The 20,495-nt window shown below is 32.8% G+C and carries 20 protein-coding genes; 3 read left to right on the top strand and 17 right to left on the bottom strand.

The features are described from left to right. Position 1: 1 nt before the first annotated feature. Positions 2–1,867 carry an endonuclease/exonuclease/phosphatase family protein gene (locus tag CD111_RS01630; protein WP_095085263.1) on the bottom strand — a complete coding sequence of 622 codons (1,866 nt, stop codon included), beginning with the start codon at positions 1,865–1,867 and terminating at the stop codon, positions 2–4. Between the two features lie 256 nt (positions 1,868–2,123). Here CD111_RS01630 and uhpT point away from each other — a divergent pair, with 256 nt between their 5' ends. Continuing rightward, complete coding sequence (uhpT, locus tag CD111_RS01625) at positions 2,124–3,503, top strand: hexose-6-phosphate:phosphate antiporter (protein WP_095085262.1); 1,380 nt, start codon at positions 2,124–2,126, stop codon at positions 3,501–3,503. Positions 3,504–3,560: 57 nt separating this feature from the next. Here uhpT and CD111_RS01620 read toward each other — a convergent pair whose 3' ends face one another. The 6 genes from CD111_RS01620 to CD111_RS01595 all read right to left on the bottom strand — a co-directional run bounded on the left by CD111_RS01620 (position 3,561) and on the right by CD111_RS01595 (position 9,222). Continuing rightward, the gene (locus tag CD111_RS01620) at positions 3,561–4,301 is read right to left on the bottom strand and encodes a response regulator transcription factor (protein WP_095085260.1); all 741 of its coding nucleotides are present in this window, start codon (positions 4,299–4,301) and stop codon (positions 3,561–3,563) included. Position 4,302: 1 nt separating this feature from the next. After that, positions 4,303–5,850, bottom strand: a complete 1,548-nt coding sequence (locus CD111_RS01615; protein WP_095085259.1) for a sensor histidine kinase — start codon at positions 5,848–5,850, stop codon at positions 4,303–4,305. Then, positions 5,847–6,806, bottom strand: coding sequence for an extracellular solute-binding protein (locus CD111_RS01610; protein WP_095085258.1), 960 nt, complete (start codon positions 6,804–6,806; stop codon positions 5,847–5,849). Before CD111_RS01610 ends, CD111_RS01615 begins: the two co-directional genes overlap by 4 nt. Before the next feature lie 137 nt (positions 6,807–6,943). Next, positions 6,944–7,585 (bottom strand): pyroglutamyl-peptidase I, encoded by a 642-nt coding sequence (gene pcp / locus CD111_RS01605; protein ID WP_095085257.1) that lies wholly within the window; start codon positions 7,583–7,585, stop codon positions 6,944–6,946. 22 nt (positions 7,586–7,607) lie between these two features. Continuing rightward, positions 7,608–8,534, bottom strand: a complete 927-nt coding sequence (locus tag CD111_RS01600) for a DUF979 domain-containing protein (protein WP_095085256.1) — start codon at positions 8,532–8,534, stop codon at positions 7,608–7,610. Beyond that, on the bottom strand, positions 8,527–9,222 hold the full coding sequence (locus tag CD111_RS01595) for a DUF969 domain-containing protein (RefSeq protein ID WP_095085255.1): 696 nt from the start codon (positions 9,220–9,222) through the stop codon (positions 8,527–8,529). The genes CD111_RS01600 and CD111_RS01595 overlap by 8 nt, the downstream gene beginning before the upstream one ends. A gap of 233 nt (positions 9,223–9,455) precedes the next feature. Between CD111_RS01595 and CD111_RS01590 the strand changes: the two genes are divergently transcribed. Further along, positions 9,456–9,551: a type I toxin-antitoxin system Fst family toxin gene (locus CD111_RS01590; RefSeq protein ID WP_103268485.1), complete on the top strand. Its 96-nt coding sequence runs from the start codon at positions 9,456–9,458 to the stop codon at positions 9,549–9,551. A gap of 186 nt (positions 9,552–9,737) precedes the next feature. Here the strand turns inward: CD111_RS01590 and CD111_RS01585 are convergent, their stop codons facing one another. The 4 genes from CD111_RS01585 to CD111_RS01575 form a co-directional block, all read right to left on the bottom strand. After that, positions 9,738–10,625, bottom strand: a complete 888-nt coding sequence (locus CD111_RS01585) for an alpha/beta hydrolase (RefSeq protein WP_229726529.1) — start codon at positions 10,623–10,625, stop codon at positions 9,738–9,740. 101 nt (positions 10,626–10,726) lie between these two features. Next, positions 10,727–11,845, bottom strand: a complete 1,119-nt coding sequence (locus CD111_RS01580; RefSeq protein WP_268234637.1) for an MFS transporter — start codon at positions 11,843–11,845, stop codon at positions 10,727–10,729. After that, positions 11,826–12,302, bottom strand: coding sequence for an MFS transporter (locus tag CD111_RS12835; RefSeq protein WP_268234636.1), 477 nt, complete (start codon positions 12,300–12,302; stop codon positions 11,826–11,828). The genes CD111_RS01580 and CD111_RS12835 overlap by 20 nt, the downstream gene beginning before the upstream one ends. 157 nt (positions 12,303–12,459) lie before the next feature. Then, the gene (locus CD111_RS01575; protein ID WP_095085253.1) at positions 12,460–13,398 is read right to left on the bottom strand and encodes a TDT family transporter; all 939 of its coding nucleotides are present in this window, start codon (positions 13,396–13,398) and stop codon (positions 12,460–12,462) included. A 292-nt stretch (positions 13,399–13,690) separates the two neighbouring features. Between CD111_RS01575 and CD111_RS01570 the strand changes: the two genes are divergently transcribed. Next, the gene (locus tag CD111_RS01570) at positions 13,691–13,933 is read left to right on the top strand and encodes a hypothetical protein (protein ID WP_095085252.1); all 243 of its coding nucleotides are present in this window, start codon (positions 13,691–13,693) and stop codon (positions 13,931–13,933) included. 146 nt (positions 13,934–14,079) lie between these two features. Here CD111_RS01570 and pflA read toward each other — a convergent pair whose 3' ends face one another. The 6 genes from pflA to CD111_RS01540 all read right to left on the bottom strand — a co-directional run. Next, positions 14,080–14,835, bottom strand: coding sequence for a pyruvate formate-lyase-activating protein (pflA, locus tag CD111_RS01565; protein ID WP_095085250.1), 756 nt, complete (start codon positions 14,833–14,835; stop codon positions 14,080–14,082). 21 nt (positions 14,836–14,856) lie between these two features. Further along, positions 14,857–17,103 (bottom strand): formate C-acetyltransferase, encoded by a 2,247-nt coding sequence (gene pflB / locus CD111_RS01560; protein WP_095085249.1) that lies wholly within the window; start codon positions 17,101–17,103, stop codon positions 14,857–14,859. Between the two features lie 352 nt (positions 17,104–17,455). Beyond that, the gene (locus CD111_RS01555) at positions 17,456–17,863 is read right to left on the bottom strand and encodes a DUF1722 domain-containing protein (protein ID WP_229726528.1); all 408 of its coding nucleotides are present in this window, start codon (positions 17,861–17,863) and stop codon (positions 17,456–17,458) included. A gap of 42 nt (positions 17,864–17,905) precedes the next feature. Then, complete coding sequence (locus tag CD111_RS01550; protein WP_095085247.1) at positions 17,906–18,568, bottom strand: ABC transporter ATP-binding protein; 663 nt, start codon at positions 18,566–18,568, stop codon at positions 17,906–17,908. A gap of 20 nt (positions 18,569–18,588) precedes the next feature. After that, positions 18,589–19,638, bottom strand: coding sequence for an ABC transporter permease (locus CD111_RS01545; protein WP_095085246.1), 1,050 nt, complete (start codon positions 19,636–19,638; stop codon positions 18,589–18,591). A gap of 549 nt (positions 19,639–20,187) precedes the next feature. Next, positions 20,188–20,495: LPXTG cell wall anchor domain-containing protein (locus CD111_RS01540; protein ID WP_142380931.1), on the bottom strand; the 308-nt coding region annotated here is incomplete at its 5' end.

Here is a 20,495-nt window from a genome sequence, read left to right as displayed (position 1 = left end):
GTTATTTATTTCTTTTCTTAACATCTATCTGTGCTAATAATGGATCATGATCACTTGCTCGACCCGACATATCTGTGAAGTCACTATTAATATGTATTGGATCTAATTGTGTGTGATACTTCAAGTTATTTGAAACTAATATATGATCGAGTACTTGTGAATTTCCATGATAATTGTACGTATAGCAATCTTCTTTAGGTACGCTATAAATCATATTTGTCATCTGGTAACTTTCAAGCGTTTTTAGAGCTTTTGTCCATTGAAAATCATTATAGTCACCAACTGATACAATGTTTGCTTTTGGGTTATTAGTTTGTACTTGTCTGATGAATTGACCAACTGCATGTGCCATTTCTTGGCGTTGTTTTTCACTTTGAGGTACTGGTGGTTGTTGGCTACCAAATAATGCAGCATCTCCATTTTTAGAATTCCAATGATTCGCAATCATTATGACTTGTTCTCCACGGAATTTAAACTGGGCAACTAATGGTTTTCTTGAATCTTGAAATGCTGGATTTCCTGGGTCTATTCGTCCTGGGTTTAATGTGAGTTTTCCTCGTTTATATGCTACCGCAGTATTAGCATCTCCTTGTGGAATAGTGTGATCAAACTTGACTCGTTTAGGATTATAAAGGAATCCTACTCTAATATTAGCGTTAGGTTGCCCCCCATCCTCATTCATTTCCGGGTCAATGTTCACATATTTATATTGTGGACCTCCTGCTGCTTGAATTTCTTTAATTAACCTATCATATGACTCATTTGCTGTAGGACCTCCTGCATTAGGTCCATCATTATCTTGAACTTCCGTAACACCTACAATATCTGGATTTTTCATATTCACTGTAATACCTTTTGCAATTTTTTGTGCCTTATCCTTTGTAGTTGATTTAGTATTATTCGAAAAGTTTTCTAAATTATATGAAGCGACATTAAGTTTTTTCTTATCAGGATGAATGGTTGTAGGTTCAGGCTTTGTATTTCCTTTAATATGTAGTTTTTTCATTTGTTCTAAGTCTACATTCACTTTATAATTTTGGAAACCATAATTCACATAACCAATGATTGGACCCTTAAATTTATCTCCAGTTGCTACATCAAATTCACGAGCTTTATTATTATCATACATTTTAAATGGTATACGTTCACCATGTTGATTATTTTCATGAAGCAATATACCTTCATGTATCGTTTCAATAGGTTCTTTATCTAACACTGTGAACAAATCCCCATGTTCTTGTGGACCTACACTTCTAACATCTCCGAATTGGACACGCATCCCTTCAAGTGATTCCCAAAAATCAATTGCGTATTGATTACGATTAAATGTTCGAAAAGCATCACTGGATGAAATTTTATTAGGAACTTTATCAATTTTAACTGGCTTAGGTAAGGGGTGATTGTGCGATACAATTTCTATATGCCCACCTTTATCTTGTCGGGCATTAATCTGTGTCACAGGCAAATCTGTTTTATTTTTATCTTTATATCCATCTATAAAGTACTCATCTACTACCCCAGTAACTTTAACAAGGTCACCTTCTTTAACATCAAAATCTTGGTTACCCATATATACAATCAAACCTTCAGAAGTATTAGGATCTTGATCCTTTTTAGAATCAGGTGTTTGAATATGTATATAATGACTGCCATTTAATACGTATTTAAAAGTTGCAACACCTTCAACATCGCTTACTTTCTGTCCTTTATATTTCGAATTATGTAGTTTACCTTGAATATCGTGGATTGCTACAACTTGAGTATTTCGTTCTTTAGAGGGTAACGCCTCAGCTTGCAACATGTTTGAAAAACTTATAATGAATACCATTGATAAAACAAATGAACCTGTTAACTTTTTCAAATCCATTCCTCCTAAAATTTTGAATTTTAAATATAAATAAAGTATATCAAAGCTTTATAGGTGTGAATAGACTGGAAAAATTTAGGTCCTTAAATCATTACTATTTGGATTTCAATTCAAGATAGCATATAGCAAGAGCTTTTAACACATCGTGCCAAACATCACTTCAGTTTTTAGGATAAAACAACAATTTTAAGGATATTAAGCGTTTTCAACCACTGTTATATTTACATTATCAAATCAATTAACAGAGGTGAACGGTATGGACTTTTTTAATATTCATAAAATACCTAACAAAGGAATTTCGCTTTCAGTTCAAAGAAAATTATGGCTGAGAAATTTTTTGCAAGCTTTCTTTGTCGTATTCTTTGCTTACATGGCGATGTATTTAATTCGTAATAATTTCAAAGCTGCTCAACCTTTATTAAAGGAGGAAATTGGACTTTCTACTCTTGAACTAGGCTACATTGGTTTAGCATTCAGTATTACATATGGTCTAGGCAAAACGATACTTGGTTATTTTGTTGATGGACGAAATACAAAACGTATTATTTCATTTTTATTAATTTTATCAGCGATCTCAGTATTAATTATGGGGTTTGTCTTAAGTTACTTCGGTTCAGTAATGGGTATCTTTATCGTATTATGGGGACTAAACGGTGTATTTCAGTCAGTTGGTGGTCCGGCTAGTTATTCTACTATTTCAAGATGGGCTCCTCGAACGAAACGCGGTCGATATTTAGGTTTTTGGAATACTTCACATAACATTGGTGGAGCCATTGCTGGTGGACTTGCTCTTTGGGGAGCTAACCATTTCTTTAATGGCAGTGTAGTCGGGATGTTTATCTTCCCTTCCATCATCGCTTTAGTGATAGGTGTTGCAACATTATTTATCGGGAAAGATGATCCAGAAGAGCTTGGATGGAACAGAGCTGAGGATATTTGGGAGGAACCTATAGAACAAGAAAATATAGATTCTCAAAATATGTCTAAGTGGGAAATATTCAAAACCTATATATTAAAAAATCCTGTTATTTGGATTTTATGTGTGTCTAATGTATTTGTTTACATTGTACGAATTGGTATAGATAACTGGGCACCGTTATATGTGTCTGAACACTTACATTTTAATAAAGAAGACGCTGTAAATACGATATTTTACTTTGAAATTGGTGCTTTAGTTGCTAGCTTACTTTGGGGATATGTATCAGACATTCTAAAAGGACGTCGTGCAATTGTAGCAATTGGTTGTATGTTCTTAATTACATTTGTCGTTTTATTCTATACTAATGCCACAAGTGTAACGATGGTTAACATTTCATTATTTGCTTTAGGGGCATTAATTTTTGGACCACAACTTCTCATAGGTGTTTCTTTAACAGGTTTTGTACCTAAAAATGCTATAAGTGTAGCCAATGGTATGACTGGATCATTCGCTTATTTATTTGGAGATTCTATGGCAAAAGTAGGACTTGCTGCGATCGCAGACCCTCAAAGAAATGGATTAAATGTATTTGGTTATACACTTAGTGGATGGACAGATGTGTTCATTGTCTTTTATGCAGCTTTATTCATCGGTATTATATTACTATCTATCGTTGCCGTTTTTGAAGAACGCAAAATCAGAAGTCTCAAGCTATAATAAAACAGTGCATCTCACAAGTTTATGGAAAACGAGTTGAGATGTACTGTTTTTGATTTATATATTCTTTTGTAAGTATGTTTTTGAAGACATATTTAAATATTTTTTAAAGTGATAACTATAAGCCTTATATTCAGAGAATCCAACTTTTTCAGCGATTTCATAATTTTTATAATGACTATTCAATAGTTCAAGAGATTGATATATACGATAACGATTTAAATAGTCTAATATTGTAATGCCTACTCGAGATTTAAATGTTCTCATAATATAAGATTCGCTTACTTCAAGTGACCCAATGATTTCAGATACACTAATTTTCTCATGATAGCGCTGCTTTATCATTTTAATTACATAATTTACGTAGAAATCATCAAACTCAACTTGCATTAATGGTTCGAATACTTCTAGTTCTGTTGTTGAAGGTTGTGTTGCTAACTTAATTGAAAGTTGTTCTAATAACGCTATAAGTTGTGATTCATCTATTGGTTTAAGGAAATAGTCTAGCACTTGATGCTTTATGCCTGCTTTCATATACTCGAAATCATCATAGCTTGATAATATTACTTTCTGACAAGACATATCTTTAATTTCATTTAGCAAACCGATACCATCTAATCTTGGCATCCGAATGTCAGTAATAACAAGCTCTGGCTTATGTTTCCTTATTAAAGATAAACCTTCAATACCATCTTTAGCTAAATATACTTCATCAAAGTGATATCTTTCCCAAGGTATAACATGTTTAATGCCTTCTCTTATAATTCTCTCATCATCACATATCACAGCTTTATACATTTTAATTTCTCCTTTTATGTGGGACTTGATATATTATCAAGGTACCTTCCTGTTGTTTAGAAAAAATACGTAACCGTGAACACCTTCCATATCGAATTCTCGCTTTATGGTGCAAATGATTTAGACCAAGATGCTCTGTATCAAACACATCTTTCACCAATGATTCTCTTACCATTTTAAGACGTCCAGGTGTCATACCTAAACCATCATCCCGAACAAAGACACGAAGAAAATGGGACGTTATCTTTATCTTTATATAAATAGAAATTAATTGATTATCTCGACCATGTTTAATCGCATTTTCAACTAATGGTTGAATCATCATTTTATCTATAGCATATTGAAGTAACGTATTTGGTATATCTATTTCAAGATGTATACCGTTGTCGAAACGAGTGTTTTGAATCGAAACATACTGTTTAATATAATTTAGTTCATCTTGTATCGTTACTTGAGACGTTTTCGTTCGTAGCGTATATCGCAACATTTGTGAAAGTTGTTGGACAACTGATTGCGCTTGTGTGGGTGACATCGTAATTAAATACTGAATGGTTTGCATCGTATTAAATAAGAAATGCGGTTGAAATTGCTTTTCTATTTCTTTAAGTTGAATATCTCGAATACGTTTTTCAGATTGTTCAATAGATTTGATTAATTGCTCATTCGATTCAAACAAATCATATATATATGTATTGATTAATTCTAGTTCACTATGTTTAGATAGTGGTTCATACGGTCCTAAATGACGATTTTTTGCGTAGTATATTTTCTGAATAATTGTTTCAATATCTCTTGTTTGACGCTGTGCCATTTGATGCGCACTCATAAAGCCAACAATAATTAATATAATCAAGACGACCGTCATAATGATTAATAAATAGAGACCATCTTCTAACGTCTCATGAATATCCTTATATAATATTAATTGCTCACCTTGTTTGTTGAGTGTTCTATTATCTGAAATAAACCCAAATTTTGATGGTACAAATTTATCATCGACTTGGAACCTTTCACCATTTGTATACACGATATTGTCAAATCGATCGATCATGATTGCTTGTTGTTCCGATTCACTTTTAATCTTATTTAAAGTTGAAGTATTAAAAATATAAAACCGTATTGTATAGCGATTATCTTTAAAAGTGAATGCATGTCGATATAATGTGTACATATCTCTCGTATTAAACCGTTCATAATTATTTGAAATCGTTTGTTTTGTACCTTCTATTTCATAGTATAATGTTGCATCTTGTTGATGTACGATTGTTAGTAAAATGCGCTTTAATCGTGTAATATCTGCTGGTTTATTAATATCTATATCTTCTATTACACGTCGTTTATCTGAAAGTTCTTTACTTATTGTATGATTTATTTCAGTTATTTCTTGTTGACTCTGTACGACATGCTTTGAAATGGACCGATGTTCAACCCAAATATAAATTGCATAAAAACTTATTAATCCTATAATAATGACTAAAAATACAGGCAATATTGTAGAAAAAAACAGTGATTGTCTTAATTGATATCTATATGGCTTATAATCTTTCATTCAATATTCTCCAAGAAGATTTTATGTGACATTTTAGGTAGTGTGCTTTTCGGAATAATAGGAATATCGCTTAATTGTTTCGTTTCCTCTGTTTCAGTTTCATCAACATCTTTACGAATTGGCTTAACACCGAATTCCTTTGCTAATCGTTGTTGAACTTTATAACTTGTTAAATAGCGCATTAATGCCTCGCGCTTTGGATGTGGGTCTTCTGTATTGACCAATGCTATACCATCTATGTTCAACATTGTTCCCTCAGCAGGATAAATAATTTTCAATGGATATCCTTTTTTTATTGCTGTTCTCGCATCTTGTTCATAACTTAACCCGGCATAATACTTACCTTCAGAAACTTCTTTAATAACTTGTGAAGATTTAGAAAGTTGAATGGCACGATTATCAAATCGATACACATCCTGAACATCATTAGACATACTAAATATTGCACGCATATGCTGATATCCTGTCGTTGTTGTGTGAGGATTCGGATATGCTACTTTATTCTTCAAGTCATGTTGTAATAAATCTTTATATCCTCTAATGACAATATCTCCTTGAACATCTGTGTTTACTACAATCACTGCCGGCATCAACATGAAACTGGTAACGATATTTGATTGAATCGCCACATCACGAAATTTATCTTTGTCTGGAGAACGATATGGCACGAAATCATCCGTATTTTCAATTACCTCTGATAACACTCCCCCTATAAATACATCACCTCTTTCTTTCTTCGAAGTTCGATGAAGTTCTGACAATAGTACTTGTGTCGATCCATGACGAATATTTACTTTAACGTTCTCCTGTTGTTCGAATTCTTTTAATACTGGCTGAATAAGCCCCTTAGGATATGGAGAATAAACAGTTATCTCAGACGAATTAGACTGCTTACCCTCTTGACAACTTGCTAACATGACAACTAACAATACAAGAAAACACCATTTCCTTTTCATTCATATCCCATCATTTCATTATTTGTTTTAATAGGGATATTTTACCAATTATTTGACGTGACATTCAAGATAATTTCATAACTAAAAAAGAAGCCCTGGACTCATCAACATTGATGCCCAAGACTTCCTTTATATTCTTAATGTGTTGATCCAAATGCACTTTTCACATCTGTATCATGTTCTAAACATGCCTTTATAGCAGCGATAAGTCCTTTAGTCATTAAATCGACATTCATAGAAGGTTTATCAGGTTTATCGATGACTTGTTCTGGTGCGAATGGCACGTGAATAAATCCTGTTTTTAAACCCGGATATGATTTATCTGCAAGATACGCAAGTTGATACATAATATGATTACAAACAAATGTACCAGCACTATTTGATAAACCTGCAGGCACACCAGATGCACGCATATATTCAACCATACGTTTAACAGGTAATTGCGAAAAGTATGCTGGCTTTCCATCTTCTTGAATTGCTATATCAATTGGTTGGTTACCTTCATTATCTTTTATTCGTGCATCATCAACATTAATCGCAACGCGTTCAGGTGTCATTTGATAACGCCCTCCTGCTTGACCAATCGCGATGACCATATCATATTTTTCTAACTCAAGCTGCGCTTTCACAACTTCCATGCTTTTATAAAATACAGTCGGAATTTCTAATGTATCAATTTGATGTCCATTAATATTTTGAGGTAAACCTTCCACTGCCTGTAATGCAGGATTAACCTTTTCTCCACCAAATGGATCGAATCCAGTTATTAATATTCTCATCATTTCATCCTCCTACGTTTATTTAAAAAGCGAGTAAATACATTAATACAATATGAACGACAATTAAGATAAGTGCCATTGGAATTTGTGCTTTAATAACAGCTAACTCATCTTTCATTTCTAATAAAGCGATAGGTAGAGTATTGAAGTTAGCTGCCATTGGCGTTAATAGCGTGCCACAGAAACCACCAGTCATTGCTAATGCACCAGCAATAGCGGGATCTCCACCAATAGCCATCACAAAAGGCACGCCGATACTTGCTGTGATAACTGTGAAAGCAGCAAATGCATTCCCCATCAGCATTGTGAATAACACCATTCCAATCACATAAGCCATAGCACCAATTAGTTGATTGCCTTCAGGTAAAAATCCTGAAATTCCTTTTGAAATGGTCTCACCTAAACCACTTACTGTAAATAAGATGCCTAGTGCTGCTAAAAATTGAGGTAATATACCCACTGTTCCAATTTGTTGAACTAGTCGATCACTATCATATAACCCCATTTTACCTTTTGGACGTAATAATATGTACGCAACAATTAATCCAACAACAGAGGAAACGCCTATTCCTACTGCTCCTCCTAGTGGTGTCCATGTTGATACAACAACCGCGACAACTGCTAACACAATCGCAGGGATAAAGAGTTTACTCCCGAACTTAGATGCGCCAGCTTCTTCCTCTTCATGTTTCACATCAACAATTTTTCCGATACGTACATTTTTAGTAATTGTTAATACACCCATAGTCAAAACTAATATGCCGTTTATCATATTTGGAATATATGGACCTACTATAAACATCAATCCTAAAATCACCCAAAATAGCGACGTACCGATCCTTTTTTCATTCAAGTTATTACGAAAGACACGCCAGGCAGTATAGAAAAACTGTAATCCAATTAGAACATAGAAAATTTCTAGAATTTGATTAATGGTTTGATTATTCATCTAACGTGACCTCTTTCTTACCATATTTACGATTTAATTTTCGATCAAATAGTATATTCTGAACAACACCTATTATTAATGCAACAATTGCTATCGGTACAGAATAAAGTGCAATTTGAACACCTGTTACCTCCATATTTAACGACTTAAAGGTCGCTACTATTAAGAGTACGCCTGATGCACCTACAAATAGATTTTGACCAAAGAAATTACCATAGTTCTCCATTGCAGAGATATGTGCTTTTAATTTTTCTTCATCTTCTTCCTCTAATTTACGATTGTATGTAGATTTCGCTGCAGCTTGCACCATTGGATTCATTAACGGACGTACAAACTGCGGATGACCACCTATACGAATTGATGCAAGACCCGCAATTTCACGAATAAATAAATATACCGACATAATGCGTCCAGCAGTGACACCTTTCATGTTATTTATCAATCGTGTAGCTTGTGTTTTCAGACCGTAACGCTCAATTATACCTACCATTGGTAGCGTCAGTATAAATAACGATACCATTCGATTATCTACAAATGCTTTTCCTAAAGTTTCGAGAATTTCAATAAAATTCATATTAGATACAAGACCTGTCACAACAGCTGCTATTAACACTGTTCCAATCGTATCCCACTTTAAATAGAACCCTACAACAATGATAACGATTCCAATAAGTTTTAACCACTCCATATCTTCTCCTCCTTTATATTTATCATAATAAAGGTTTTCAAGTTTAAATTCTTTGTTTTCAAAATATTTCATAAATTAATCACAATAATGTTAACCTAATGAACACCCTAACAATTTACATTCCAATTGTTAGGGTGTTCATTAGGTTATTTTTTCAACAAAAAATTGATGATATAATAATGGTGTCGCCTATCTCTCAGGCGTCAATTTGACGTTGGGAGGAGGTGTTATTCATATTGGAAATCCTTGTTCACATCATGACTACAGTCATCAGTGGCTGTACTATTGCGTTATTTACGCATTGGCTACGTAAGCGCAATGACAAATAGGCGACAATAGCCACACCTACAAAAATCCCCTCACTATTTGCGGTAGTGAGGGGATTGGTGCATCCATATCGGATACCTTGTTAAACGTATTATAACACCAGAATAGTTTGAAATGCAAAATACTTCTTTAATTAATTTAACTTTGAGCTCATTTCTGCAAGATGTAAATATGTTGCACTACTCATGTTATCTTTCCCATAAAAACTTAATTATGTCATTAGCCACTTCACTGTTTTCATGTAGTTGACTGTGTTGAGCGTTAGGACCCTCGTATTTTGATTCACGATAACTTTGAGGACTATTTCCCAGTAAATATTTCAACGATTTTGAAGAGCTATTCGATACTCTTCCATCTGAGTGCGTTCCATCTTGTAAATCACCATAAATATTTAACACATCTATATGTTGACCTTTATAAATTTCTTGAATCTTTCGCAATCTTGGATATGGAGGATTCATGCGACTTGGTTTACCATTAGCATCTACACTAATTTCGTTAACTTTTTCATTCATATTTAATACACCATTGAAAGTGCCTGCAATGTTTACTTGTTTATTTAATTTTGGTAGTGATGGATCATTTCCATATGTCATCATATACGTTGCGAATGACAAATTCCCCATTGAATGCCCTACGAAATTAAATTTTTTAATGTTATATTTACTTTGTAATGTCGTTAATACATTTTTAATCCAGTTCGCATTTACATCAAGATATCCTTGTTTATTATTTTCTAATTCAATTTGTACGATTGGATTAATTGCATCTTTTGTCCATTTTCCTTTAAGCTGAACCTCTCCATCTCGAGAAACATATGCTTTAATAATATGCTTCGTGACACCTTTATCCTTCGCTTCATTAACCATAAATTTTTCAGAGTTCGCACTACCTGCATATCCATGTAGAAATAGCGTTGGCGTTTGGCTACTAACAAACTTATTATGTCCAGATTGTTTCGCATGTTGCTGCTTATCTGAATGTGTTTGTGTTTGTTGATTTACGCCAAAAAGTATAAAGCCACCTATGACAACGCAACCTATTAAACACACACCTAAAATGAATAGTTTCTTCACTTTGAAAACCCCAATTCTCATATTTAATATCATTATATAGGAATATTGTAGGATTCAAAACAATTTGGATATCCTTATTATGATAGTACGCATTTGGAACATTAATATTTAAACTCTTTTTTAAAGACGATCACGAGTATCATAATAATCATTGAGGCAATTGCTGCTGTCAGAAATACTGGCATATATGCTAGATGTGTTGCCTCTATAATACCGTTTGTAATAGCATCTCTCATTGCTTTATTTGGAATATGATTAATTTGATCTAAAGTCTTAGATACACTACCTGAATCATGTTGCATTGAATTCATAAATTGAAGTGGTATATCCTTTATATTAAAGTGATCTTCACTTAAATTTTCTTTTATTTTAGTACCCATTTGACTGAAACCAACTTGTATAAATGTAGCAAATAGTGTTGGTGCAATTGTAATACCTACTTGTCTTGATACCGATAAAGTACCTATAACTGTACTATTGTTTTTACTAGAGTCTGCTGAGCGCGTTGCTAATACCGTCATTGGCGCACCAATCGTAAATCCAAACCCTAGACCTGCAATAATCGAAAACACAAAGAACGTAACCGCTTCATACGTAAAGAGTGCTAATCCACCATAGCCAATGATACTTACAATACTTGCTACAATTAAGGCAAATATCGGGCTTTTTTTATCTACAATTTTACCGCCCATTGATGCACCCACTCCTGAAGCTAAAGCAAGTGGCGTCATCCAATAACCACTATTAGCGGCGCTGACGTGTAATACATTTTCAACAAATGATGGAATAAATATAATAGCACCGATTAACATACCTGATAATATACCCATGACTAAAGTAATTGAAAAAGCTGGTTTTCTCAATAGAAAGTAAGGTAAAAATGAATCTACGTCAGAGGATTCATTTTTATATTCGATTAAGATCATGATGGCATAACCTATAATCGCTAATATAATCAAGCCGATAACTGACAAACTAAATATACTGCCTGTGATGTTCCCAGTTTGAATATTATTAATCGCAAACATCATTAATAAAGTAGAAAATGAGAATAGCAATATAGCATATTTATCAATTTTAGTTCTAACCTTCTCTTGTGTTTCTGGCATTTTAAGCATCATAAAGACCACAATCATAATTGCTACTGGCACATTAATTAAGAATAACCAATGCCACGTTCCACTAACATTTATGAGTAAGCTACCTAGTATTGGGTCCAAGCACTGATGCTATACCATTCATTGCACCAAGACCACCGAGCATACTTCCTTGTTTTTCTTTTTTATAGGCAGAGATAATATGCGAACTCGCAATTACAAACAAACCGCCCCCACCAAACGATTGAATTAATCGTGCAATGATGAAAAATGTATAATTTGGACTCAGTGCCACAAGTAGTGATCCTAAACCGAACAATATCACTTCAACTATAAATACTTTTTTTCGACCAAACATATCAGCTAGTTTACCAGCAATAGGCGTTGATATTGCCATACCTAACGTATAAATCGTAATGCCCCATGATCCCATCTGAGCTGTAATTTCAAAAGACTGGTTAATTGTAGTTAATGCTGCACTAATAATACCGTTATCAAGTGCTGCCATAAACACACCAATCAACAAAAATACTACAACAATATCATATTTTTTCTGTTTCATATGCATGCCTTCTTTCATTTGTTTGCTCCAAATTTCATATACTTATTTAACACCTATTATATGAACTCTTTATGAACAAATGCAATTTGAAAGGAAAATAATAAAAACAATTGTATATTAAATTATTGAGTCTTTGTCTGACAACAATATGACATACTTGATAAAGTCATTTTCTTTAACCATAAACTACATTCTTTGTTGTTAAATAAATAATATATTTATAAATAACATACATTACAACAAGTGTTGCCCATATGATTTCAATGTATGCGATCACGCTTAATATCGGTGTAATCGTTTCGTTATGGTAAACTTTCTGACTCACATTATATAATGCACCCGCAGTTGTTACCCAAGGGAATGTTAGTGCTGAATATGAAACTTTAAAACCTCTTTGAATGATTTTTGGTAAAAATATTAAACTAAATAAAAATAAAGATTGTGATAATACTAAATACACTGAAACATATCCAACTGAGAATGTTGTATGATTTAACACATAGCTATTTAAACATAATGCAGCAGGGGCACTTATGATTATAATCATAGGAAATTGTTCTTGATTATAATATTGCCAAGATTTATTTATCACGACATAAATAAGTATGATGACGAAACAGATTGTCCCAATCACAGTTGTTATTTCACCTAGATGACTTTTAAAAGTTGACGATGTTTCTCCGGTCACGCCTAAACCAACGAACATCACAAACCAACTCGTATTTGGCAATGATTTGAAATCTCTAAATGCATAACGACTAATAAAGATTAAGATGAAACTCACATGTAATAAAATAGAAGCGTACCATACAATATTGAGTAGATATAAATCCACAAGAAATTCAGACTTAATAATAGACACCATAAGCATCAAAGCCATTGGAAATGTAGGGAAAATTGCAAATGTATTTATATTTTTAAGTTCCTTTAAGAACATACTCGGAAAAACAATCCATTTCACACAAACTAACAAGACAATAGTGCAAGAAATAATAAAGAACACCAATCCAAATAAGGTTAAGCTTAAATGATAGAACAAATTACTTAACGCCATAATACCTAATGCCAAACCGCATATTGCGATTGGCATTCTTTTTAAACCTACTTTTAACATATATAATAGCCTTTCTTTATAAACTTAATTAAATTGTATCTCAACAACTTATAATTATTTATTATACCATTGTATACGGTTTGAATTTTATATTTCTTTAATATTAGTATCAATCATGACTATTTAATTCCGTGACATAAATCACAGTATTTCCACTTTCAATTGTATATAATGAAAACCGGAAGGGTTAATATATTCCAACAAAGAGGTAAGCCTTCCGTCACTAAAACGTTAGACTCACCTCTTTGTTTATAATTTTCTATGTTAAAATTTTATTAAGGAGATGATAATGATGGCTTTCGGTGCTGAGATGATTGTCCACAAGCAAAATAAAGTTGTTAAAACTTTTCTAAGTCATAGTGCTATTAATAAAGCATCTGCTATGTCTTTAATTGATTTAAATATAAAACAAAAAAGAACTCTCCATAATTTATTAAAGCAAGGTGTCATAAAGCAGGTAGATCATCAATACTATTTAGATGAACATAATTGGAATAAATTTAAGAAATCTCTTAAAAGATTTTTTTTAATATAAATCCATAATCCTGTGCATCAAGCCTTACTCGAAATGAATACTAAAAGCAGAAGAAAACCAGATTCAAATCTGATTTTCTTCTGCTTTTTATGTTTATGAGACTTAAGGTCTCTGACGCTTTATTTTGTGATTTTAATTATGAAAATTTATAAAGTTATAGGGATTTTTCCTTTAAAATTAACATATCGGTATGCAGTTTTGACCGCTTCTTCATCAGGTGCTTCAACACCATCTAATTGATAGGGAATGCCTAAATTTTTCCACTTATGAACCCCAAGTTGATGATATGGAAGGATTTCAAACTTTTCTACATTGTCTAATGAATTAATAAATTCGCCAAGTTTAATCAAGTCTGCTTTATCATCTGAAATACCTGGCACTAGGACATGTCTTATCCACACTGGTTGTTTCATATCTGATAATTTACGGGCAAACTTAAGTATATGCGTATTGGGTTTACCAGTAAGTTTGATATGTTTTTCATTATCAATATGTTTGATATCTAATAGGATAAGATCCGTATGTTTCTGTAACGCATCAAAATGTCTATTGAATGCTGGCGTATCATTTACACATCCTGCAGAAGTATCAAGGCATGTATGAATATCATTTGCTTTTAATTCTTTAAAAAACACTTCCAAAAATGGCATTTGTAAAAGTGGTTCTCCGCCACTTACTGTTACGCCTCCACCCGATGCATCAAAATATGGTTTGTATGGAATCACTTCATTAACCATTTCATCTACTGTTACTTCTCTTGATGGTGCATGAACTTGCCATGTATCTGGGTTATGACAATACAAACATCTTAATAAACAACCTTGGGTAAATAATATATATCTAATACCCGGTCCATCGACAGTACCCATACTTTCAACGGAGTGTAAGTATCCTTTAAGCATTTTACTCCCACCTTAATTTAATTACATTTGTTCGTGGAACGTACGTGAAATAACATCCAATTGTTGTTCTCGTGTTAATTTAATAAAGTTAACAGCATATCCTGATACACGAATCGTTAATTGTGGATATTCTTCTGGATGTTCCATTGCATCTAGTAACGTTTCTCGATTGAAAACATTTATGTTTAGATGATGTCCGTGTTGCATAGCATATCCATCTAACATACTCGTTAAGTTTTTATTTTGATCTTCTTCTTCTTTACCTAAAGACTTTGGAACGATGCTGAATGTATTTGAAATACCATCTTTACAGCAATCGTAAGGAATTTTTGCCACTGTGCTTAAAGATGACAGTGCTCCTTTTTGATCACGGCCATGCATAGGGTTTGCTCCTGGTGCAAATGGTTCACCTGCTTTACGACCATCTGGTGTATTCCCTGTCTTCTTACCGTATACAACGTTTGAAGTAATCGTTAATACACTCATTGTATGTTCTGAATTACGGTATGTTTTGTGACTACGTAATTTTGTCATAAAACGCTCTACTAAATCTACCGCTATATCATCTACGCGACTATCATTATTTCCATATTTAGGGAACTCTCCTTCAATTTCAAAGTCCGTAACGAGTCCATCTTCATTTCGTATTGGTTTAACTTGTGCATATTTAATAGCAGATAAAGAGTCTGCAGCTACTGATAATCCCGCAATACCAGTTGCCATCGTACGAATAATATTTGTATCATGTAATGCCATTTCGATACGTTCGTAACTATATTTGTCATGCATATAATGAATGATATTTAGTGAGTTAATATAAACACCCGCTAACCAGTCCATCATTTTATCAAATTTATCAAAGACTTCGTCATAATCTAAGATGTCTGTATGGATTCCTTCATAACTTGGTCCGACTTGGCTACCAGATTTTTCATCTTTACCACCGTTAATTGCATATAGTAATGTTTTAGCTAAGTTAGCACGCGCTCCGAAAAATTGCATTTGTTTACCAATTTTCATTGCTGAAACACAACATGCAATACCGTAATCATCGCCATAACTTTCACGCATTAAATCATCATTTTCATATTGAATAGAGCTTGTTTTAATACTCATTTTAGCGCAATAGATTTTGAATTTTTCTGGTAAACGAACTGACCATAACACCGTTAAGTTTGGTTCTGGTGCAGGTCCTAAGTTATCTAAAGAATGTAAGAAACGGAATGAGTTCTTAGTAACTAATGGACGACCATCAATGCCAACGCCTCCAATTGATTCTGTTACCCATGTAGGATCTCCAGAGAATAACTCGTTATAATCTGGTGTACGCGCAAATTTAACGATACGTAATTTCATAATAAAGTGATCGATAATCTCTTGAACTTCACTTTCTGTAATATCGCCATTTTTCAAATCACGTTCTGCATAAATATCTAGGAATGTTGATGTACGTCCTAAACTCATAGCTGCCCCATTTTGTTCTTTAATTGCAGCTAAATATGCTAAGTATAACCATTGAACCGCTTCTTTAAAGTTAGTCGCTGGTCTACTAAGGTCGAAACCATATATATTACCTAATGCTTTAAGTTCATTTAAAGCTCTATATTGTTCTGATAGTTCTTCTCGTAAACGAATCACATCTTCTGACATTTCCGTAGACATTGTGTTAAAGTCTTTAAGCTTTTCTTCCATTAAAAAGTCAACGCCATATAATGCTACACGTCTATAGTCACCAATAATACGACCTCGTCCATATGCATCTGGTAATCCAGTAATAATCCCCGCTTTACGACAATTCAACATCTCTCTTGAATATGCATCAAAAACACCTTGGTTATGTGTTTTACGATATTCAGTAAAGATTTTTTCCGTTTCTTTATCTAATTCATAACCATAAGATTCACATGCTGCTTTTGCCATGCGTATACCACCAAATGGCTGCATAGAACGTTTGAAAGGTTTATCTGTTTGGACACCTACTACTGTTTCTAACTCTTTATCTAGATAACCAGCATCATGAGAAGTGATTGTTGAAGCAACTTTAGTATCCATATCCCACATACCGCCACGTTCACGTTCTTCTTTTGAAAGTGACATAACTTGATCCCATAGTTTTGTCGTTGCTTGAGTTGGTCCTTCTAAAAATGCATCATCACCTTCATACAGTGAATAATTAAGTTGTATAAACTCTCTTACATCTACATGTTTATTCCAACGACCATTTTTAAATCCTTTCCAAGCACTTGTTTGTTGTTTTGTTTCTACCATAATCATAACGCCTCCAATTCAGTTTTGATAACGTTTTCGTATATATTTTACCACGGTAATTGTGATTATTTTCACATGATTTATGGCTATTTTTTATCTAAAATGTGTCAATTTTTCGAAACTGTTTAAGAAATAATAACAATATATATAGTGCTTTATACAGTTATATAACAGATACAAAGAAAGACAAACCTAGGACGCTATATTTGTCCTAAATTTGTCTTTATCATTTATGATATAAGTTGTGAAAACATGATTCACCTTAATTCTATCGTGCAGATACAATTTCTTTAATGTTCTATATTCAAACCCATTCTGAACATTTGTTACTAAATAACTCGGACACTTTCTGTTAAAACAACCCTTCTTCGCAAGTATCATATGGCGTAAAATTCTTGATTAAACTTGATTCTTTAAGGTAATGAATATTATAGAATTGTGACATGCAATAAATAAAAAATATAAGTTTTCTTTCTGTAACTTGACCCACTAAATATTGATTGTGTAATCTTTTAAATTGTTCTTTTTCCGACTCTGTGCATATTTTTTTGAAATATCCCCATAAATGACAAAATGTATTTATTACCGACCCTTTACTAGGTTGTATCATTAAAGCATCCAATATTGCATCTCTAATTTCATTATATTCCACTTCTTCTTTCATCATTTCCCTAATGAGGTTATAACTATTCTGATTATGCCACATCACTTCATATTTATATTCTTTCCATAACATTTCAATAGCAAATCTATTCTTCATACTATGCACCTCTTCATTAACATAGTTTTTAGTCGATATAAACTATGTCATTTTGAGTATACCATCTTCCATATGATAAACTTTATCACAATACGTAGTAAGACGCTTATCATGAGTCACGACAATACATGTTTTATTCTTCTCTAGAGCCTGTTCTTTTAAAATTTTCATAACTTCCATAGCATTTTTAGTATCGAGTGAAGCAGTCGGTTCATCAGCTAAAATAATCGATGGTTTCGTATATAACGCTTTAGCAATAGCCACGCGTTGTTTTTGACCACCAGAAATTTCACTTGGAAGTTTATTCTCAATTGTATCTATATTCAGCTGTGACATAAGTTGATTATATTCTGTTTTGTTTAATACATCTTTTTTTCGTTTTTCTAATAATTTGAATTGTTGTTTAACAGTCAGAAATGGGACAAGGTTCGTAGCTTGCAATATAAAGCCAATTTCTTTCATTCTTATATTTGATAATGCTTTTTGAGAGCGTTGAGTCACTTCTTGACCATTAATCAATATATTCCCAGAAGTAGGTGTTTGAAGTGCGCCGGCCATAGTCAAGAATGTACTTTTCCCTGAACCTGAGGGGCCAATAATGGCAACAAGCTCATTCTGATTAAACTTCAATGTTGTCGGTTTAACAGCTTCTATTTTTTGATTACCATCCTTAAAATATTTTGTAACATTTTTAAATTCTAACATTTTATATTCCCCCCTCTTATTTATCCTATCGCTTTTAGTGGATCAACTTTTCTTATAGTCAATATAGAGAACAAACTACCTATCAACGAAACAACTATTAATACAACACTATATATTATTAATGTTATTGCACTGAATTTAATAGGAACCGCATTCGGTAGGAACGAACCAGTCACCATTGTCAATAAGAGACCAATCATCGTACCAATCATCGCAATGATAAATGTTTGTGATAAGACAACTTTTGCCAAATAAACATTTGTAAATCCCTGTGCTTTTAACACACCAAATAAACTCGTTTTTTGCAATGTCATAACATATAAAAATATACCTATAACTGTTGCTGAAATCATAAACAAGAATGAAATCATGAAATTTAAAGTTAAATTTTGCGCCTTATAACCAGGTAAATTTTCAACAAATTTTTCTATATCAATCGCTTCTAGACCATCATCTAGCGCTTTATCATTCCACTGGTTGTCTTTTACAACAACTGCATTAGTCATAGAATCAGTTATAGAACCATTGATTTTTTGAAGTGTGCTATTATTTGAAAACAAGACTGGAGAAGCATTATATTTAGCACTTTCACTAAAACCAACAATTTTCAATTTTTCATTTGATTGAGATAAAGATAGTTTATCTCCAATTTTAAACCCTTTGTCTTTCAATGTTTCGTCCGCAATCACTTCATTATCTGAACTGAATTTTTTACCTTCAATCATATTTGGCACTAAAAAAGAGTGATCTGTGACTCCAAATAATAAAGCATTTTCTTCGTTTTTTCCATTGGAAATAATAACACCTGATTGCTTTAAAGTCGTTTGATTCTTATATGTATCACCTACATTATCTTTATTAAATAAAGACTGCTCGACAGTTTGATTGGCATCCTTACTTATGACAATCGCATTAGCTCCCCATTTATCAATACCTTCTCTATTCATATTTATCAAGCCATTTGCTAATCCTGAGAGTAAAAACAGCAAATAACTAATCATAATTAAAACACCTATAATTAGACTGAATTTTAATTTATTACGTTTGATTTCATTCCAAGCTAAAAACATATACATTCTCCTTTAATGATAATCTGTATATTTAATTGAATATTTAATAATTATTTGTAAATTATAACATTAAATTATTCCACCAACGAAAATTTAGCAGTGTTATTTTATCATTTAAAGTATAGAGCCCTTATTTAACGAAGAAATAAGCAATATTTGAAAAAGTTAAAACCGTTCATTATGAAATGATAAGCCATTACATTTTCGAAATATAATGTTAACAGACTTACAAGAAATATTATGGTTGTACTACTAGTAACGCGTAGAATAAGGTTATGGTTATCAATTTAATTAACATTAAATGCCTTAGTAGACTTATCAACTGTATTAAGTTACTCTCTTGATAAAAGTTCATTCACTGTTTTCTCAGTTATGTCATTACTAGTAATATCAGTAACATATGCCGTATTTACTGAAAACACTACGAAAAAAGCATCATTAATTTTTATAAAAATAAGACTGAAATGCTTTAATCAACTATTTAAAAAACGAATGTCCAATTATTAAAATTGAACATTCGCCTTTACTTGATAATATTTAATTAAATATTTATTGTTGATCTTCCTTCTGGTATTTTTTTCTAGATGTTGAAAAGATTATACCACCTAATAAACCTAACATAGCTGATAATAATCCAGTGTTGTTAGTCTCACCAGTATCAGGTAATTGCTGAACTCTCTTTTCTTTGACTTGAGTTTTTGACTTATCTTTCTTTTCCTGCATGTCCGGTGTTTTCAATTTGCTCGGTATATCCGGCTTATTTGGTGTGTCTTCAGACGGATTATTCGGATTTGTGATACTTGGTGGTACATAACCTTTTGTTGGATCCTCCGGATCAACTGGCTTCAATGGATTAC

The organism is Mammaliicoccus stepanovicii, from assembly GCF_002902525.1.
Taxonomy (GTDB): Bacteria; Bacillota; Bacilli; order Staphylococcales; family Staphylococcaceae; genus Mammaliicoccus; species Mammaliicoccus stepanovicii.
Note: the sequence above shows the minus strand (reverse complement) of the source record. Positions and strands in the feature narration are given on the sequence as shown.

Excerpts from the sequence above, each read along its gene's own strand:
- CD111_RS01630 (WP_095085263.1), bottom strand. The coding sequence starts at position 1,867 with ATGGATTTGAAAAAGTTAACAGGTTCATTTGTTTTATCAATGGTATTC.
- uhpT (WP_095085262.1), top strand. The coding sequence starts at position 2,124 with ATGGACTTTTTTAATATTCATAAAATACCTAACAAAGGAATTTCGCTT.
- CD111_RS01620 (WP_095085260.1), bottom strand. The coding sequence starts at position 4,301 with ATGTATAAAGCTGTGATATGTGATGATGAGAGAATTATAAGAGAAGGC.
- CD111_RS01615 (WP_095085259.1), bottom strand. The coding sequence starts at position 5,850 with ATGAAAGATTATAAGCCATATAGATATCAATTAAGACAATCACTGTTT.
- CD111_RS01610 (WP_095085258.1), bottom strand. The coding sequence starts at position 6,806 with ATGAAAAGGAAATGGTGTTTTCTTGTATTGTTAGTTGTCATGTTAGCA.
- pcp (WP_095085257.1), bottom strand. The coding sequence starts at position 7,585 with ATGAGAATATTAATAACTGGATTCGATCCATTTGGTGGAGAAAAGGTT.
- CD111_RS01600 (WP_095085256.1), bottom strand. The coding sequence starts at position 8,534 with ATGAATAATCAAACCATTAATCAAATTCTAGAAATTTTCTATGTTCTA.
- CD111_RS01595 (WP_095085255.1), bottom strand. The coding sequence starts at position 9,222 with ATGGAGTGGTTAAAACTTATTGGAATCGTTATCATTGTTGTAGGGTTC.
- CD111_RS12835 (WP_268234636.1), bottom strand. The coding sequence starts at position 12,302 with ATGAAAGAAGGCATGCATATGAAACAGAAAAAATATGATATTGTTGTA.
- CD111_RS01575 (WP_095085253.1), bottom strand. The coding sequence starts at position 13,398 with ATGTTAAAAGTAGGTTTAAAAAGAATGCCAATCGCAATATGCGGTTTG.
- CD111_RS01570 (WP_095085252.1), top strand. The coding sequence starts at position 13,691 with ATGGCTTTCGGTGCTGAGATGATTGTCCACAAGCAAAATAAAGTTGTT.
- pflA (WP_095085250.1), bottom strand. The coding sequence starts at position 14,835 with ATGCTTAAAGGATACTTACACTCCGTTGAAAGTATGGGTACTGTCGAT.
- pflB (WP_095085249.1), bottom strand. The coding sequence starts at position 17,103 with ATGGTAGAAACAAAACAACAAACAAGTGCTTGGAAAGGATTTAAAAAT.
- CD111_RS01555 (WP_229726528.1), bottom strand. The coding sequence starts at position 17,863 with ATGAAGAATAGATTTGCTATTGAAATGTTATGGAAAGAATATAAATAT.
- CD111_RS01550 (WP_095085247.1), bottom strand. The coding sequence starts at position 18,568 with ATGTTAGAATTTAAAAATGTTACAAAATATTTTAAGGATGGTAATCAA.
- CD111_RS01545 (WP_095085246.1), bottom strand. The coding sequence starts at position 19,638 with ATGTTTTTAGCTTGGAATGAAATCAAACGTAATAAATTAAAATTCAGT.